Annotated in this window: 17 protein-coding genes and 2 pseudogenes; 6 read left to right on the forward strand and 13 right to left on the reverse strand. The window is 72.7% G+C overall.

Features of this window, described 5'->3' with window-relative positions:
• Nucleotides 1–83: 83 nt before the first annotated feature.
• The 4 genes and pseudogenes from LUU90_RS24520 to LUU90_RS24530 all read right to left on the reverse strand — a co-directional run bounded on the left by LUU90_RS24520 (nucleotide 84) and on the right by LUU90_RS24530 (nucleotide 1502).
• Complete coding sequence (locus LUU90_RS24520) at nucleotides 84–230, reverse strand: hypothetical protein (protein ID WP_275006747.1); 147 nt, start codon at nucleotides 228–230, stop codon at nucleotides 84–86.
• Between the two features lie 49 nt (nucleotides 231–279).
• Nucleotides 280–507 (reverse strand): annotated as a pseudogene (locus tag LUU90_RS26520) (phosphotransferase); the annotation flags it as partial.
• A gap of 110 nt (nucleotides 508–617) precedes the next feature.
• Nucleotides 618–878: pseudogene (locus LUU90_RS26525) on the reverse strand (hypothetical protein); the annotation flags it as partial.
• A 219-nt stretch (nucleotides 879–1097) separates the two neighbouring features.
• Nucleotides 1098–1502 (reverse strand): nuclear transport factor 2 family protein, encoded by a 405-nt coding sequence (locus LUU90_RS24530; RefSeq protein WP_275006750.1) that lies wholly within the window; start codon nucleotides 1500–1502, stop codon nucleotides 1098–1100.
• Between the two features lie 221 nt (nucleotides 1503–1723).
• Here LUU90_RS24530 and LUU90_RS24535 point away from each other — a divergent pair, with 221 nt between their 5' ends.
• Nucleotides 1724–3388, forward strand: coding sequence for a thiamine pyrophosphate-binding protein (locus LUU90_RS24535; protein ID WP_275006752.1), 1665 nt, complete (start codon nucleotides 1724–1726; stop codon nucleotides 3386–3388).
• A 31-nt stretch (nucleotides 3389–3419) separates the two neighbouring features.
• Here the strand turns inward: LUU90_RS24535 and LUU90_RS24540 are convergent, their stop codons facing one another.
• The 4 genes from LUU90_RS24540 to LUU90_RS24555 form a co-directional block, all read right to left on the reverse strand.
• Nucleotides 3420–4019 carry a GNAT family N-acetyltransferase gene (locus tag LUU90_RS24540; protein ID WP_275006753.1) on the reverse strand — a complete coding sequence of 200 codons (600 nt, stop codon included), beginning with the start codon at nucleotides 4017–4019 and terminating at the stop codon, nucleotides 3420–3422.
• A gap of 91 nt (nucleotides 4020–4110) precedes the next feature.
• A complete protein-coding gene (locus LUU90_RS24545; protein WP_275006755.1) occupies nucleotides 4111–4956 on the reverse strand; it encodes a carbohydrate ABC transporter permease in 846 nt (281 codons plus the stop codon).
• The gene (locus tag LUU90_RS24550; RefSeq protein WP_275006756.1) at nucleotides 4953–5885 is read right to left on the reverse strand and encodes a carbohydrate ABC transporter permease; all 933 of its coding nucleotides are present in this window, start codon (nucleotides 5883–5885) and stop codon (nucleotides 4953–4955) included. Before LUU90_RS24550 ends, LUU90_RS24545 begins: the two co-directional genes overlap by 4 nt.
• Nucleotides 5867–7321 carry an extracellular solute-binding protein gene (locus LUU90_RS24555; RefSeq protein ID WP_275006757.1) on the reverse strand — a complete coding sequence of 485 codons (1455 nt, stop codon included), beginning with the start codon at nucleotides 7319–7321 and terminating at the stop codon, nucleotides 5867–5869. Before LUU90_RS24555 ends, LUU90_RS24550 begins: the two co-directional genes overlap by 19 nt.
• A 122-nt stretch (nucleotides 7322–7443) precedes the next feature.
• On the opposite strand from LUU90_RS24555, the gene LUU90_RS24560 reads away from it, so the two are divergent.
• Entirely contained in the window at nucleotides 7444–8019 is a 576-nt protein-coding gene (locus LUU90_RS24560; RefSeq protein ID WP_275006758.1) for a hypothetical protein, read from the forward strand.
• Nucleotides 8020–8043: 24 nt separating this feature from the next.
• Here LUU90_RS24560 and LUU90_RS24565 read toward each other — a convergent pair whose 3' ends face one another.
• Complete coding sequence (locus tag LUU90_RS24565; RefSeq protein WP_275006760.1) at nucleotides 8044–9396, reverse strand: FAD-binding oxidoreductase; 1353 nt, start codon at nucleotides 9394–9396, stop codon at nucleotides 8044–8046.
• A 137-nt stretch (nucleotides 9397–9533) separates the two neighbouring features.
• On the opposite strand from LUU90_RS24565, the gene LUU90_RS24570 reads away from it, so the two are divergent.
• Both LUU90_RS24570 and LUU90_RS24575 read left to right on the forward strand, forming a co-directional pair.
• Nucleotides 9534–10049, forward strand: coding sequence for a PH domain-containing protein (locus LUU90_RS24570; RefSeq protein ID WP_275006761.1), 516 nt, complete (start codon nucleotides 9534–9536; stop codon nucleotides 10047–10049).
• 26 nt (nucleotides 10050–10075) lie between these two features.
• On the forward strand, nucleotides 10076–11599 hold the full coding sequence (locus LUU90_RS24575) for a PH domain-containing protein (protein ID WP_275006763.1): 1524 nt from the start codon (nucleotides 10076–10078) through the stop codon (nucleotides 11597–11599).
• Between the two features lie 34 nt (nucleotides 11600–11633).
• Here the strand turns inward: LUU90_RS24575 and LUU90_RS24580 are convergent, their stop codons facing one another.
• From LUU90_RS24580 to LUU90_RS24590, 3 genes are all read right to left on the reverse strand, one after another.
• A complete protein-coding gene (locus tag LUU90_RS24580; protein ID WP_275006764.1) occupies nucleotides 11634–11960 on the reverse strand; it encodes a DUF5808 domain-containing protein in 327 nt (108 codons plus the stop codon).
• A gap of 126 nt (nucleotides 11961–12086) precedes the next feature.
• Nucleotides 12087–13034 (reverse strand): diacylglycerol/lipid kinase family protein, encoded by a 948-nt coding sequence (locus LUU90_RS24585; protein ID WP_275006765.1) that lies wholly within the window; start codon nucleotides 13032–13034, stop codon nucleotides 12087–12089.
• Between the two features lie 61 nt (nucleotides 13035–13095).
• The gene (locus LUU90_RS24590; RefSeq protein WP_275006767.1) at nucleotides 13096–14052 is read right to left on the reverse strand and encodes a helix-turn-helix transcriptional regulator; all 957 of its coding nucleotides are present in this window, start codon (nucleotides 14050–14052) and stop codon (nucleotides 13096–13098) included.
• An 87-nt stretch (nucleotides 14053–14139) separates the two neighbouring features.
• Between LUU90_RS24590 and LUU90_RS24595 the strand changes: the two genes are divergently transcribed.
• Nucleotides 14140–14589 (forward strand): SRPBCC family protein, encoded by a 450-nt coding sequence (locus LUU90_RS24595; protein ID WP_275006768.1) that lies wholly within the window; start codon nucleotides 14140–14142, stop codon nucleotides 14587–14589.
• Between the two features lie 148 nt (nucleotides 14590–14737).
• Here LUU90_RS24595 and LUU90_RS24600 read toward each other — a convergent pair whose 3' ends face one another.
• Nucleotides 14738–15310 carry a dihydrofolate reductase family protein gene (locus LUU90_RS24600; RefSeq protein WP_275006769.1) on the reverse strand — a complete coding sequence of 191 codons (573 nt, stop codon included), beginning with the start codon at nucleotides 15308–15310 and terminating at the stop codon, nucleotides 14738–14740.
• A 183-nt stretch (nucleotides 15311–15493) separates the two neighbouring features.
• On the opposite strand from LUU90_RS24600, the gene LUU90_RS24605 reads away from it, so the two are divergent.
• On the forward strand, nucleotides 15494–16195 hold the full coding sequence (locus LUU90_RS24605; RefSeq protein ID WP_275006770.1) for an alpha/beta fold hydrolase: 702 nt from the start codon (nucleotides 15494–15496) through the stop codon (nucleotides 16193–16195).
• Nucleotides 16196–16202 lie beyond the last annotated feature (7 nt).

Below are 16202 nucleotides of genomic sequence, written 5' to 3' on the forward strand. Positions count from 1 at the left end.
AGGGCCCGGCTCGCGCTGTGCCGGGCCCTGAGCCGTGCTGTACCCGAGAGATCGACTTCACCCAGGCGAACCGAGATAGCACCTCAGGCCAACGTGTCGATCAGGGCAACGACACAGGCATCGAGCCGCTCCTCGAAGTCCCGTGCGGTCAGGTCGCCCCTGCCGCCCTCCTGCCAGGTCCGCGCCCTCAGCCCCACCTCTTCCGAGGCCGCCAGCGCATCTCGGACCATCCAGTACAGCCGCTCGCCCTGCAGCCGCGGCGAGCGCCCCGCCAGTCTCCTCGTACGCGGCGGCGAACCGCAGGCCCCACGCCGGACCGTGCAGGAGCGCGAGATTGGCGCAGCAGTGCGCCACGTCGAGATCTGTCGGGCTCCACGAGGCGCCCGCCCAGTCGACGACGCCGGTGATCCGTACCCCCGTCGGCTCGGAGGGCAGCATGTCGAACAGCACGTTGCCGGGCTGGAAGCTGGCGCGGGCCGGCGAATCACGTCGATCGCCGCCGCCCATGCCGCTGCGTCAGCACCCCGGGGAACCACGACCGTGTCGGCAGTCGTGAGTGTCACGTACTCCCCTGGCTGCCAGGCGGGCCACAGCTCGTGGATCGCCGCGAGCTGACCAGCCAGCAGCGGGATGCGCTCCTTCAGACCGCCGTCGTCCAGGACTGCCCTGCCGGCCAGGTGCGTCATGAGGAACGACGGAAACTCGCACCGCGCGGCCCTCGGCTCAGCCGCTACCAGCTCGGGCGCCGGCACACCCGTGCCAAGCAGCAGAGTCATGGCGCCCGCCTCCCCGTCCAGCCAGTCCTCGGCCTGCTCCACGCCGACGAAGGTCCGCAGCACGAGGTCTCGGCTGCCCCCGCCCCGCGTCCGGAGCGTCATCCGCCGCACCTCGGCAGTGGTGCCGCCGCACAGCACCTCCGCTCGGCCGACCCGTTCACCGGCCTCCAGGTGCCGGCCCACCCAGGCCAGGTCAACGGGCGGACAGCCATCGCGTCGTCGTGATCGGTCACCGTGCCGCCCCAGCACCGGGACCTGGGCTTCGCAAAGCCTTTCTTCGCAACAAGGTCCGGCGATGGGAGCCCTACCGGTGGGAGCGGACTACTGCTCGGCCGGGGTGACGCCTTCGGCGACGAACGTGGCATGCGCTGCGATGACCTTCCACCCTGCTCGGTCGTCGTGTGTCCAGGTCCGGGTGTAGCGCATCCGGGCAGCCAGACGCTCACCGCCGAAGGTGCCCTCGAGAGTGCCAAGGAACAACGTGACCCCGGTGCTGGCGGTCACCAACACTCTGAGGTCTTCTTCAGCGACGCGACTCATCACCTGATAGCCGGATGCGTGCGCATGCAGGTCGTCCTGTTTGGACAGGACGCTCCCGTCCGGCCCTGTGAACGGAGCCGCGTCGTCGATCAGACCATCCAGGGCGTCGACGTCGGACGCGAGCTGGGCGGCCTGCAGGCGCCTCTCGGCTCGACGGAGGCTTTCAGCGCGGTCGGCGGTCATCATGGGCACAGCGTGCCGAGCGAACATTCCCCGCACCAGCAGATTCGCTCACGGCAGACGGTCGTCCACGTCCGCCGGCGATATACTCCGAGACGTCAAGGCGGACAGCACCCACACCACCGCCTGCGCTCGAAAAAGGGGCGCGCGGCGGGCCAGGCGCCTGGCCCGCACGGGACACATACGGACCGCACCACTCATCCGTCACTGTTTCCCTGGAGGCCCTCGTGCCCACCGTTTCCGCACACGTCGCCCGTACCGTCGCCCGCCACGTCGACCATGTCTTCGGTGTCATGGGCAACGGCAACGCCTGGTTCCTCGACGCCCTGGAGCGCTCGACGACCGCGCGCTTCACCGCCGTCCGCCACGAGGCCGGCGGCGTGGTCGCCGCCGACGCCCACTTCCGCGCGTCGGGCCGCATCGCCGCCGCCACCGCGACCTACGGGGCCGGCTTCACCAACGCGCTCACGGCGCTCGCCGAGGCGGCGGCGGCCCGCGTGCCCCTCGTGCTGCTGGCGGGCGACGAGCCGACGTCGGGCCCGCGCCCCTGGGACGTCGACCAGATAGCGCTCGCCGCCGCCGTCGGCGCCCGCACCTATACCGTCGGCCGCGCGGACGCCGCGGCCACCAGCGTCATCGCCATCGAGCACTCCCTGACCTACCGCGTGCCCGTGGTGCTGGCAATCCCCTACGACGTCGCCGCGCTGGAGGCCGGCCCGGTCCCGGACGCGCCGGAGCCCTCGCTCCCCCGGCCGATGGCCCCGGCCGGGCCGTTCGACGCCGCCGCCATCACCGACCTCGCCAAGCACCTCGCCACCGCCGAGCGGCCCTTGCTGCTCGCCGGCCGCGGCGCCTGGCTGGCAGGGGCGGGAGCGGCGCTCGGGGAGCTCGCGGAGGCCACGGGGGCGCTGACGGCGACCACCGCGCTGGGCCGCGGCGTCTTCCCCGACGGTCGGTACGACCTCGGCGTCGCGGGCGGCTTCGGCGCCGAACGTGCGATGGAGCTGGTGCGCGAGGCCGACGTCGCCGTCGTGCTCGGGGCGTCGCTCAACCAGTTCACCATGCGGTTCGGCGACCTGTTCGCGCCGGGCACGCACGTGGTCCAGGTCGACACCGCGCCCGCCGCGACGCACCGGCACGTCGGGGGCTTCGTGCGGGGCGACGCCACGCTCGTGAGCCGCATCCTGCTGGACGAGCTGCACACGCTGGGCGCCAAGCCGTCCGGCTGGCGCGAGACGGTGGACGTCGCCGCGGCCCGCCGCTACGACACCGGACCTGCCGACGGGATCGCGCCCGACGGGCGCCTCGACCCGCGCACCGTGGCACACCGGCTCGCCGACCTGCTGCCCGCCGAGCGCGTGGTCGTGTCCGACGGCGGGCACTTCATCGGCTGGGCCAACATGTACTGGCCGGTCGCCTCCCCCGACCGCATGGTGATGGTCGGCACCGCCTACCAGTCCATCGGGCTCGGCTTCCCCAGCGTCGCCGGCGCCGCCGCGGCCCGCCCCCATGACGCCGTCGTGCTGACCACCGGCGACGGCGGCGCGCTCATGGCGCTGGCCGACCTCGAGACCGCGGTGCGCACCGCCGGCGGCCGCGGCATCGCCGTCGTCTGGAACGACGCCGCCTACGGCGCCGAGGTGCACGTGTACGGGCGGCAGGGCATCACGAAGGAGCCGATGCTCATCCCCGAGACCGACTTCGCGGCACTGGCGGCGGCGGTCGGCGCGGAGGGCGTCGTCGTGCGCTCCATCGCCGACCTGGACCGGGTGGCGCGGTGGACCGCCGAGCCCGTCGCCGACCGCCGCTTCCTGCTGCTCGACTGCCGGGTCTCCGGGGACGTCGTCGCGCCGTACCAGGAGGAGATCCTGGCGGCGAACCGCACCCGCTGAAGGATCCGCTCGCCGGGCAGTGGGCTGAGCCCTACGCCGGGGGTTCCCCCACAAGTCTCATCGACAGCAGCTCGGTGAACCCGACGCGGCGCGCGAAGCGCACCTTCCGCCGCTCGTACACCGTGAAGCCCAGCTTGGCGTAGAGGCCGAGGGCGACCTCGTTGGTGTCCTTGATGTCCTCGAGCACGAACTCGCGATATCCCGGTCGGGCCAGCAGGTGCCGCAGCAACGCGGTCGCCACGCCCTGGCCCTGGTAGGCCGGTTCCGTGGCGACGAACCCGATCTCGGCACGGCCCGGCCGCGCGTCGGACGAGGCGCTCATGAACCAGCTTCGGATCACCAGGTAGCTCAGCAGCCCGCGCACCAGGCCGAGGTGGCGCCGGAGCTCGCGCCAGCGTGGCGCGAACAGCTTCTGGTCACCCTCGGTGAGGGAGGCGAGACCTGCGGGCTCCCCGTCCACGAGCGCGATGTAGAACCGGTCGAGCAGCAGCATGCGCTCGAAGGCGTCGGCCAGCTTGTCGGTGTCCCGCGAGAAGGCGACGAAGTCCTGCGCAAAGCTGCGCACGTAGACCTCGGTGATGCGCCGCCGGTAATCCTCGCCGAGCACGTCGCCCCGCTCCACCACGACCATCGTCCCGACCTCCCCGTCCGCTGGGTGTCCCTGTCCCCTCTGCCCTACCGGACGACCCTATCGGGACGCCCCCGGCGGGAACGTCCCGGGATCAGCCCTTCGACCCCGTCGTCGCGATCCCCTGCACGAAGTACCGCTGACCCGCGAAGAACAGGAGGATCATCGGCACGGTCGTGATGACCGACGCCGTGACCACCACCTCCCACTGCGACTCGCCGCCGGGGCCGAACTGATCGATCACCGCCTTGAGACCGCGCGGCACGGTGAAGGTCGCCGTGTCCTGCAGGTACACCAGCGGGCGCATCAGGTCGGTCCAGGAGGCCTGCGCCTCGAAGAGGAACGTCAGCACCAGCGCCGGGCGGCACAGCGGCACCGCCACCAGCCAGAACAGCTTCCACTCGCTCGCGCCGTCGAGCCTGGCCGCCTCGAACGGCTCGCGCGGCAGGCTCAGGAAGAACTGCCGCAGCAGGAACACGTAGAACGCGCTCGCGAACAGGTTCTGCGCCCACAGCGGCACGTTGGTGCCCACGAACCCGAGCTGGTGCCAGATCAGGTAGGTGGGGATGAGCGTGACCGCGCCCGGCAGCATCATCGTCGCGAGCACCAGCCCGAACAACGGTCCGCGCCCGCGGAACCGGTAGTGGGCGAAGCCCCACGCGACCAGCGCGCTGGAGACCGTCACGGTGGTGGCCGCGAGCGCCGTCACCACGAGCGTGTTGCCCAGCCAGAGCCCGAGGGGTGCGGACTCCCACACGGTGAGGTAGTTCTCGAACGTGGGGTGCCGGGGTATCAGCCGGTTGTCGAAGATCTCGGCGCGCGGCTTGAGCGACGCCGACAGCAGCCACACCAGCGGGTAGACGAAGACGACGGTGAGCGCGACCAGGGCGACGAGGACCGGGACGCGCACCCAGCGCCTGCGCCGGGTGGCGGCGGTCATCGCTGCTCCCCCTCGTAGTAGACGAGTCTGCGTGATACGAGGAGCTGCACAGCGGTGACCAGCATGATCACGACGAACAGGAGCCAGGCCAGCGCCGAGGCGTACCCCATGTGCAGCTCGGCGAAGCCCTCGCGGAACAGGTAGATCACGTAGAACAGGGCGGCGTCGTTCGCGTAGGTGGAGTTGCCGGCGCCGAAGTAGGCCGAGTACGCCTCGGTGAACATCTGGAACGCGGCGATGGTGTTGACCACCGTGACGAAGAAGAGGGCGCCGCTGATCATGGGCAGCGTGACCGTGCGGGTCCGGCGCCACCAGCCCGCGCCGTCGACGCGGGCGGCGTCGTACAGCTCGACGGGCACGTCCTGCAGCGCGGCGAGCAGGATGACGACGGCGGCGCCGACGGACCAGAGGCTCACGAGCGCGAGGCCCGGTTTGATCCAGTCGGGGTCGGTGGTCCAGCTCGGCCCGTCGATGCCGAGGGCGCCGAGCGCCTCGTTGACGAGGCCGTACTCGCCGTTGAACAGCAGGAGCAGGAGCACGCCGACGGCGACGGGCGGCGTCATCTTCGGCACGAAGAACGCCGTGCGGAAGAACCCGGAGGCGCGGCCGGCCTGGTGCAGCAGGAGGGCGAGCGCGAGAGCGACGAGCACGTACAGCGGCACCTGGAGCAGCGTGTACTGCAGCGTGTTCCAGAGCGCGAGGCTCACCTGCGGGTCCTGGACCATGCGCTCGTAGTTCTCCAGGCCGACGAACGACGGGTCGGTCAGCACGTCGTAGTCGGTCAGGGACAGGTAGGCGCTGTAGATGATCGGCCAGGCGGTGAAGACGAGGAACCCGAAGATCCAGGGGCTGATGAAGGCCAGGCCGGCGTTGCGCTCGCGGCGGGCGCGAGCGCTGGGACGCGCGACGGTCACTGCTTCTCGTCCCACGTGGCCCACGCCTCGTCGAGCGCGGACTGTGCTTCCTCCTGCGCCTGGGCGAGGGCTTCCGCGGGCTCCTGCTGACCGTTGAGCACGCGGTTGGCGGCGTCCTGCCAGGCGGTCTCGAACTCGGCGCCGGCAGGGTTGGCCGGGAGGGCGAACGTGTGGTCGTTGGCCTCGTACATCGCGTCGATGGCGTCGCCCCACGGCGCGGGCGGGTCGGCCGGGACCAGGGTGTCGCGGATCTGTTGGTCCGCCTCCTCGTTGCCGGTCAGGACGCCGGTGAACACCAGCCCGTCGGCCTCGCGCGCGTCCGCCCGGGCCTGCGCGGCCTCGGTCCAGGCCTCGGTCTCGGTCATGCGGGCCGCGTACGCGCAGGCGGCGGCCGGGTCCTTCGCACCGACGGGGATCGCCCAGGCCGAGCCGGTCGCGAAGGCGTGCACCTCGCCGTCCGGCCCCTTGACCGGACCGAACGCCAGCGGGGCGTCCGGTGAGCTCTCGCCCAGGACGTTGACGTACCACTGCTCCATCGCCATGGCGCCGAGCTGCCCGGTGGCGAACTGGTTGCCCGCGCCGAAGAAGTCCGCCGAGTCGCGGAAGGTCTTGACCCGGGCGAAGCCGCCCTGGGCGTCGTAGACGGCTACCGCGTCCTCGAGCGCCTCCACCACAGCGGGGTCGTCCAGCTGAGCGGTCCGGCCGTCCTCGGACAGGAGGTCCGCACCCCGGCCCTTGGCCCACAGCGGCAGGAACTCGGGCAGCTTGGAGTCGACGCCGATGACGGACAGCTTGCCGCCCTCGCGCCGTGTCATGGCCTCGGTGGCGTCCAGGACGGCGTCCGGGTCCGACCCGTCGACGTCGGCGAGGCTCAGGCCCGCGTCCGCGAGGAGGTCGGCGTTGGCCATGGTGATCTGCACCATGTTGAACTCGGGGACTCCGTAGAGCTCGTCGCCGAAGGACACCTCCGCGAGCGCCGGGTCGACGAACGCGTCGGTGTCGATCCCCTGCTCCTCGACGCACGCCGACAGCGGCAGGATCGCACCGCGCGACGCGAACGTACCGATCTGGTCGCGCTCCGCGTAGACCAGGTCGGGCGGGTTGCCCGCCGCCGCGGCGGACAGGAACGCCTGCGGGTCGAGCTCGCCCTCGGACAGCTTGACGTCGATGCCGAGCGCCTCGACCGCGCGCTCGTGCCGCACCTCGCCGATCTCGTCACCGGTCCCGAACCCCATCACCTGGAGCGTGCCGCCGGGCGACGGCGACGCCCCGAAGTCGACGTCGGCCCCTGCCCCGTCCTCTGCACCGATGCCGGAGGCGCAGCCTGTCGCACCGAGGAGCACGAGCAGCATCCCGGTCGCGACAGAACCGGCGGCGCGGCCCGGTCCATGGCCGGGTGCACGACCGGTGGAGCGAGGCGAGTACGCAGGGCGCTGACGTGACGCGGACATGGTGATCCTCCTCCGTGCGGGCTGCCGGCATCGCTCGACGGCCGGCTCGGGATCATCGTGTGCCCGGGCGGATGCACTCGCACGAGAAGCGGTTCTCGCCCCGGTCCTGCCATGATGTTGGTGTGACCGCCTACGACCTGCACGTCACCGAAGCCGACCCGGCCCGCGTCGTCACGGTCCTGCCCGGGAGCGGCTACACCGCCATGGGCCCCCTGCTCTGGTACACCCGCAGCGCGCTGCGTGACCTGGGCTGGACGGTCCGCACCCTCGAGTGGGCGGCCAGGCCGTCCTTCGGCTCGGCCCGCGAGGCGTACGCGGAGCTGCTCGACGGCGGCGACGCACCCGGCGGCGACGCGCTGCACCTGGTGGTGGCCAAGTCCCTCGGCACGCTCGCGATGCCGATGGCGGTCCGCCTCGGCCTGCCGGGTGTGTGGCTCACCCCGGTGCTCACGAGCGAGCAGGCGCCGGACGTACGGGAGACGGCCGCCGACCTGGACGAGGACCACCTGCTGGTGGGCGGCACCGCCGACCCCCTGTGGGACGGCGAGCTCGCGGACGGCTCCGAGGCCGACGTCCTCGAGGTGGAGAACGCCGACCACAGCCTGGAGGTGCCGGGCGACCGGGCGGAGAACCTGGCCATCCTCGACGAGGTGGTCAGCGCGATCGAGGAGTTCGCGGGCTCGTTCGGCGAGGAGTGACGCCCGCCCCCCGGGGCGTACGCCTCAGCGCGCCGGCGTCGTGGCCGCCGGCGGGATGTTCTGGTTCAGGTGGAAGACGTTGTCCGGGTCGTAGAGGGCCTTGACCGCGGCGAGCCTGGCCAGCTTCTGAGGCGGATAGGCCCGCCCGACGCCGGCAGCGCCGTCGTTGCCCAGCACGTTGACGTAGACGCCGCTGGCGAACGGGGCGACGCGTGCCGCGCTCGCCCGGGTCGCGGCGATGCGCGCCGCGTCCTCGGCCGCGTCGGTCCAGCCGGTGGCCGCCACGTACTCGAAGCGGGTGTCCCGCTGGCTGAACGCGGCGTCGCCGTCGGGCACGTCGGCGATGGCGCCGCCGTAGGCCTGGAGGCCCGCACGCGCGCCGGGCTCGGTGGCGAGCAGTGCCTCGATCGCGCCGGCGGACAGGTCGCGGAGGTAGTGCCCCTTCCAGTAGCGCCGCACGGCATGTCCCGCCGTGCTGTCCTCCCGGGTCTGGAGGTCCAGGTAGGACAGCTCCTCGATCCGGCGGGCCACCGGGGCGCCCGGCGCATCGAGCCCTGCTTCCAGTCCTGCCTCGAACTCCGCCGCGTGGGCCCGGCCGGCACGCGGGTCGCCGACCCACACGAAGCCGAGCGTCACCACGCCGTCGTGCACACCAGCGGTGTAGGTGGCCGCGCGCGGAGCCCGGACCGCGAGGTCGCGCCACCGGGCTACGACCGGCGCCGCTCCCCCGACGGGAAGGTCGAGCTCGACGCCGAGCGCACGGGTGCCGACGTCGTGCAGCCGGAACTCGAACTCGGTCACCACGCCGAAGTTCCCGCCGCCGCCCCGCAGCGCCCAGAACAGCTCGGGCCGCTCGTCGGCCGAGGCGCGGACCACCTCGCCGGCGGCCGTGACCACCTGGTACGAGACGACGTTGTCGCAGGCCAGGCCGCACTGCCGGGCCAGCCAGCCCATCCCGCCGCCCAGAGTGAGCCCGCCGACGCCGGTGTGCGACACGTTGCCCGCCGTCGTGGCCAGGCCGTGCGGCTGGGTGGCGGCGTCGAGCGCACCCAGCAGCGCGCCGCCCTGCACCCACGCCCGCCTACCCCCCGGATCGACGCGGACCTCGCCCATCGGCGTGAGGTCGATCATCAGCCCGCCGTCGGGAACCCCGTGCCCGACGACGCTGTGGCCACCGCAGCGGACACCGACCTCCAGGTCCTCGCGCCGCGCCAGCGCCAGCGCCGCCACGACGTCGTCGGCCCGCCGGCAGCGGACCACCAGCGCCGGCCGGTGGTCCACCATCGCGTTCCACACCGTGCGCGCCTCGTCGAACCCGGCGTCGCCCGGGCGCCGGACGTCGAGGCCTGACGCCGTGGTGCCGTCGATCATGTCCATGTGGTCGCTCCTCCTGGGACCAAGATCCCCGTGCGGGACCCGGTGCAGGAGAGACCGGCGGGGGCCGCAGGACTCATCGGGTTCGGGCCACCTCGAAAGGCGTTGCCGCCGCGGGAGCCGGTTGGGACGATGGTGCCGTGACCACGCCGACGATCGACGAGAGTCCGCCCCTCCGCCTCCGCCCGCCACGGCACGCCGTGGACCCCCGAGCCGTCGGCTGGTGGTCGGTGCAGCTCGGGCTCTGGATCGCGGTGCCCGTTGTGACCCTCGGCGTGCTGGGCCTCCTGATCCCTCCCGCCCGCCTGTGGCTGCTCGTCCCCGCCGGCATCCTGGCGGCCCTGGGGGTGCTCGCCACCGTCGCCCTCCCCCGGCTGTGGTTCCGTCACCACCGCTGGGAGGTCACCGACGAGGCCGTCTACACGCGCACCGGGTGGTTCTTCCAGGAGTGGCGGGTCGCGCCGCTGTCACGGATCCAGACCGTCGACACGGTCCGCGGGCCGCTGGAGCAGCGCTTCGGGCTGGCCACGCTGACGGTGACGACGGCGTCCGCCAAGGGTGCGGTGAAGGTCGAGGGGCTCGACGCCGAGACGGCGGCGACCCTCTCGGCCGACCTCACCGCCGCCACCCAGGCCACACCCGAGGACGCGACCTGAGCGCCGACGACCTGACCTGGGAGCGGTTGGACCGCCGGGCCTTCCTGGCGGGCGGTACCTACACCGCCCTGCCCGCCGCCGGAGCCGCGCTCATCACCGCGTACTGGGTGACCGTGGGCACCTCGGTCGGAGTCGCGCTGGCCTGGGTGCTGCCCGCCTTCGTGGTCGTCACCGCCGTCGGGGCCGCGTCGGGCGAGTGGATGTGGCGCGTCACCCGTTACCGCGTGGACGCCGAACGGTTCCACGTGCACACCGGCGTCGTGTTCCGCAAGCGCCTCGCCCTCCGCAGGGAGCGGATCCGTTCCGTCGACCTCACCGCGGACCCGGTCCTCCGGGTGCTCGGCGCGGTGACGGTGCGGGTGGGCACCGGCGAGCATGCCGGCGCCGAGGGCACCGTCACGCTCTGGCCGGTGCGCCGGGCGTCCGCCGAAGCGCTGCGCGCCACCCTCCTCGCGCACGCCGCGCGGCCCGGCGGCGCGGAGGCGGGCGACGGGGCGCTGGCCCGGTTCGACCCCGGGTGGATCCGGTTCGCCCCGTTGTCCTTCCTGACCCCGGCGCTCGGCGCCGCCGCGGCCGGCGGCACGCTCCAGGTGGCCGAGTGGTTCGGGATGCAGGAGCGCGTCATCGGCACCGTCGGTTCGTGGTTCGGCCTCGCGCCGGTGCTGCTCGTGTCCCTCGCGCTGGCCGTCGGCCTGATCGTCGTCGGCGGCGTGGCCACGGTGGCGCTCTGGGTCGAGGCCTGGTGGAACCACACCCTGGACCGCCAGGCCGACGGCACGCTGCACGTGCGGCGCGGGCTGCTGACCACCCGGTCGATCTCGCTCGAGGAGTCCCGGCTCCGCGGCCTGGAGGTCGTCGAGCCGCTCGCCGCTCGCCTGGCCGGCGGAGCACGGGTCGACGCCGTCGCCACCGGGCTCGCGACGGGCGAGGAGGACAAGGCAGAGAGCCGGACGCTCCTGCCCACCGCGCCCAAACAGCTGGCAGACCAGGTGGCCGCGAAGGTGCTCCGCGAGCCGGTCGCCTCGCCGACGGCGGCAGTGCTCACCCCGCACCCCGTGGCCGCCCGCGGGCGCCGGCTGCGCTGGGCGCTCGCCACGGTGCTCGTGACCGAGGCCGTCGTGGTCCTGCTCGGCGTGCTGCTGACGCCGGTGCTGCTCCATGCGGCCTGGATCAGCGCACTGGTGCTCGTCCCCGTGGCGGTGCTGCTGGCCCTCGACGCCTACCGGGCGCTCGGCCACACGCTCACCGGCAGCCCCGTGGGCACCGGCGGCCCCGCGGGCGGCTACCTGGTCGCGCGCAGCGGCACGGTCCGCCGCGCCACGGTGGCGCTCCAGCGGCGCGGCATCGTCGGCTGGACCGTTCGCCGGTCGTGGTTCCAGCGGCGGGCCGGGCTCGTCACCGTCGTCGCCACCACCGCCGCGGGCTCCGGCGCCTACACCGTCCGCGACGCGGGTGAGGCTGACGGCCTCGCCCTGGCTGACGCCGCCGTCCCCGGCCTGCTGCGCCCGTTCCTCGTCGGCGACCAGGAGGCGACGGCGCTCCGCGGCTGACGGCGACCGACCACGACCGACCGTGGCCGACGGCTCAGACCCCGATCTTCTCCCGCACCATCGCGGTCACCTTGCCCATGTTCACGGTCCAGCCCACACCGAAGACCCGCGGTCCCACGACGTTCTCGGCCTCGGGGTCCCACAGCCTCTCACGGGCGCGCGCCAGGGTCGGGACGCGCAGCTCGTACGGGACCACCGAGGCGATCTTGCCGTGCCACGTGCGCTCCGCCTCGGGCTTGCGCAGCTCCTTGACGACAGCCGCGGCGGTCAGCGCGAGCGCCACGAGCGTCAGGAACTTCTTCAGGCCACCGCCGCCGTGCGCCGCCTTCTCCGCGTGGTCGGTGTGCTTCTTGCGCGACATCTTGGTGCCTCCCGTGCTGTCGGTATCTGGCCTTCGCGTCGTACCAGCCTTCGCGACCATCCTGGGGCATGTACGGCCTACTGGCCCGCGCAACGCGCGGGCCCTGTCCGGTCGGCAGCGCCGCGCTCAGCGGACCCGTACGGCGCTCGCCTGGACGGTGATCGAGACCCGGGTGGCCGCACCGAGGTCCTCGCCGTCGATCTCGAACACCCGCGGCTCCTCCAGCTCCAGCCGCAGGCTCCGCACCCGCAGGTGTGTGGCGCTCTCGCTGCTCTCGGCCACCTTGCCGCGCTTCGCGAGGCGCTTGATGCCGTTGTCCCACACCATGTTCCGCATGGTGTCGATCCACCCGGCCGCACCATCGGCGCTCAGCAGGAGCAGGTCGAGCTCCCCGTCACCGGGATCGGCGTCGGGCAGGAGGTTGAAGCCGCCCTGCAGCGTGCCGCAGTTGCCTGCCAGCAGCGTGTGCACGCGGTGCCCGTCGTGCGGCTGACCGTCCGCGGTGATCCGGACCTCGAGCGGGTCGCTGGCGGCGAGCGCCCGTCCCATCGACTCCACGTAGGCCAGCCAGCCGACCTTGTCCTTGAGGTCGTCATCGGTCTCGGTGATCATGTGCGCGTCGAGGCCGAACCCGGCCAGGACCGCGAACGCATGGCGCTCGGGCCCGCCGGCGAGGTCGATCTCGAGCCATCCCACGTCGAGAGCCCGCGCCTCCCCAGTGAGCGCCCGCGTGAACGCGGCCGCGACGTCGCCGAGGGGCACCTCGAGGTTCCGGGCGAGGAGGTTCCCGGTGCCGAGCGGAACGATCGCCAGCTCGGTCTCGGTATCGGCCTCGGCGAGGCGTTCGGCGACGGCCCGCACCGTCCCGTCACCGCCCGCGACCACCACCACGTCGGCGCGCGTCGCGAGCGCCTGCGCCGTGACGCCCTGGCCCGCGTCGTCCTCGCTCGTCGCGAACCACAGGACCTCGGTGTCCGGCCCGGCCGCGGAGATCGCACGGGCCAGCCCGGACTCGAGCTCCTGCCGGGTCGTCTTGGACGGGTTCCAGATGATGCAGACGCGTTGTGCGGTCATGTCGGCATGTTTCCACAGCCGCTCAGGAGCCTCGACCGGAACCCGCCGAACAAGCGGGTGATCAAGCGTCCCGGACCGCCGCGAAGAGCCGCTCCGCGAGCGTCCTGACCGCCTCCTGGAGCTCCGGCCCGCCCTCGACCCGGAACGGGTAGGGCACGCTCGCCAGCCACTCCTGCGCGTACATCGCCGGGTTCCGCGTGCTGCCGACGAGCACGCACCCGGCACCGGCCGCCTCGAGCCGTCCCATCTGCGCCCCGACCCACGGGGCGACGTCGGCGAGCGGGGCGTCGAACACGACGCGGGTGGTGAACTGCCAGCCGGTGCCCAGGTGCTCCTCGAGCGCGGTCACGGGTTCGAGGTCGGCGGGCGGCGCGAACGCCTGGCTGGTGTGCTCCACCGCGCGGACCCGGTCGACGCGGTAGGTGCGGGTGGCGCCGGCGCGGTGGGAGTGGCACAGGAGGTACCACCGCCCGTAGCGCACGACGACGGCCCACGGGTCCACCTCGGCGACCCACTCGCTGCCGGACTCGCCCCGATAGGTGACCAGCACCCGCCGTCGGGCGGCGATGGCCGCGACGAGGTCGCTGGTGACCGCGGAGTCGGGACGGGCCGCGTGCCGGTCGGGTGCGGCGGACGCGTGCTCCCGCAGCAGGGCGGCCTGCCGGCCGACGTCCTCGGGCAGCGCCCGGATCACCTTGCCGAGCGCCGTGTCGACCAGGTCGTCACCGTCGGCGTCGGGGTGGCTGTCGAGCACGGCCATCACCAGGCCCAGCGCCTCGGTCTGGGTGAACGTGACCGGGGGAAGCCGGGTCCCTCGCCCGAGCCGGTAGCCGCCGTGCGGCCCACGGGCCGACGAGACGGGGATGCCTGCTTCGCGCAAGATCTCGATGTACCGACGCGCGGCCCGCTCCGTGACGCCCAGTCGGTCGGCGAGCTCGCCCGCCGTCGTGCCGGGGCGGGTCTGCAGGACCTCCAGCGCACGGAGCGCCCGTGCGGTGGGACTGATCTCGGAGGGCACACGTGCAGGCTACGGCCGATTCCCGGCGCGAGTGCGAGTGAGTCTCGTCCAGGTCACGGTGAGAACACCCGACGAAAGGAGAACCTCGTGGCGAGCATCACGAAGTCGATCGACGTGGACGTCCCCGTCCGTACGGTCTACAACCAGTGGACGCAGTTCGAGGAGTTCCCGCGGTTCATGGAGGGCGTCGAGGAGATCCGCCAGCTCGATCCGACCCACACGCACTGGAAGACGAAGGTGGGCGGGGTCGAGCGGGAGTTCGACGCCGAGATCACCGAGCAGCATCCGGACGAGCGTGTGGCGTGGGCGAGCAGGACCGGGCCGGACCAGGCCGGAGTCGTCACGTTCCACAAGCTCCAGGCCGACCAGACCCGGGTCACCGTGCAGCTCGACTGGGAGCCCGACACCGCCGCCGAAAAGGTGGGCAGTGCGCTGAACTTCGACGACCGGCGCGTCCAGGGTGACCTCGAACGGTTCAAGGAGTTCATCGAGTCACGCGGCACCGAGACGGGCGCCTGGCGCGGCGACGTGAGCTGACAGGTACCGGCCGGCCCGGGCCAAGCTGCTCGGGCCGGTCGGCGCTGCCGTCCGTACGACCGGGCCGGTCCGCACGTGCGGGCCGGCCCGACGTCTGTCCCGACCAGTCCTGTGGGTGCCAGGAGAGGCCGGGTGGGTGCGCGGACGGTCAGCGCACCACGTCGAAGATCTGCTTCTGGACCCCGTTCTTGTACGCCTCGTGCTCGACGAGGCGGAGCGACTGGGCCGCCTTGTCGGTGTCGCTGAACAGCGGCTTGCCCTGGCCCAGCAGCACCGGGAAGACGAGCAGGTGGTACGCGTCGATGAGGCCCGCGTCGCCGAGCGCCCGGGTGAGGGAGACGCTGCCGTGCACCTGGATCTCGCCGACGTCGGAGTCCTTGAGCTTCGCGACGTCGTCCAGCGAGCGCAGGATGGTCGTCTCGCCCCAGCTGTCGACCAGGTCGTCCTCGGCGAGCGTCGTGGAGACGACGTACTTGGGCAGCGAGTTGTAGCGCACGAATTCCGCCATCTCGGGCCAGACCGGCGCGAACATCTGGTAGCTGGCGCGGCCCAGCAGCAGAGCACCCGCCTCTTCCTGCTCGCGCGACTTGAGCTCGTACATCTCCTGCGCGGGGGCGACCGTCTTGAAGGTCCACTCCGTGTCGTGCAGCTCAGGGTCTCCCCCGGTCGGGTCGACCTTGCCGTCGAGCGAGACGAAGTGCGTGGCGACGATGGTGCTCATGAAGGGCTCTCTCCCTGGGCCGTGGTGGCCACGCGGATGCGCGGCTCTCTGCCAGGTCTGACGACCCGACGCGAAAAACTCATCGGCTCTCGACCCGGGCATCAATCCGGAAGTAGAACGTCCGGAACTGGCTCTAACGTGGTGCTCACCGGCATCCTGCCGCACTCACCACGGGAGAGAAACATGGACATCCTGCTCATCGGAGGCCTCTGGCTCGACGCGTCCGCCTGGGACGACGTGGTCCCGGAGCTCGAAGCGCTCGGCCACCGCGCCGTGCCGGTCGCGCTCCCCGGCCAGGGCGACGGTTCGACGTCGGCGACGCTGGACGACCAGGTCGCGGCGGTGCTCGCGGCGGTGGACTCGGCGGCGGAATCCGGATCCGGGCGCCCTCTGGTCGTCGGCCACTCGGCTGCCTGCACCCTGGCCTGGCTCGCCGCCGACGCGCGACCGGAGCAGGTGGCCGGCGTGGTGCTGGTCGGCGGCTTCCCGTGGGACGACGGCAAGCTCTACGCCGACCTGTTCGAGATCACCGACGGCGTCATGCCGTTCCCGGGCTGGGGCCCCTTCGAGGGGCCGGACTCAGCGGACCTCGACGAGGCCGCGCGCAGCGCCTTCGCGGCACGGGCGGCCGCGGTCCCCGAAGGAGTGGCCCGGGGCGTGGTGCGCCTGACCGACGAGCGTCGGTTCGACGTGCCGGTGACCGTCGTCTGCCCGGAGTTCACTGCCGAGCAGGCGAGGCAGTGGATCGACGCCGGCGACGTGCCGGAGCTCGCGCGGACCAAGCATGTCGACCTGGTCGACCTGGACTCGGGTCACTGGCCGATGTTCACGCGTCCGGCGGAGCTGGCCGGTCTGCTGGCGGGGGCGGCGCAGCAGCGGGACTGACCCCGGA

The organism is Promicromonospora iranensis (assembly GCF_028994775.1).
GTDB classification, from domain to species: Bacteria; Actinomycetota; Actinomycetes; order Actinomycetales; family Cellulomonadaceae; genus Promicromonospora; species Promicromonospora iranensis_A.